Here is a 270-nt window from a genome sequence, read left to right on the forward strand (position 1 = left end):
GCAATAGTGCCGAGCATGCTTTATTGGTTTTGACGAAGACCGGCTATTCAGCCATCCCGGTTTTGGATGCGAAGTACCGGTTTCACGGCTTAATTAATGCCCAGCGCATCACAGACGCCATTCTTGGAATGGACCATATAGAATACGAGAAACTAGGCAATATTCGAGTCGAGGAGATCATGCAGACCGATCTGCCGCTGATCCATTTGAACGACCGCTTTCAAAGAGCATTGGATTTGGTGATTGACCAGAATTTCCTCTGTGTAGTGG

Annotated in this window: 1 protein-coding gene; it reads left to right on the forward strand. The window is 47.4% G+C overall.

Annotation, left to right across the window (positions count from 1 at the left end; translation table 11 throughout):
• The coding region (locus SB775_RS29800; RefSeq protein ID WP_410864850.1) for a CBS domain-containing protein at positions 1-270 on the forward strand (270 nt) is incomplete at both ends.

It is taken from the genome of Peribacillus sp. SIMBA_075, from assembly GCF_046534585.1.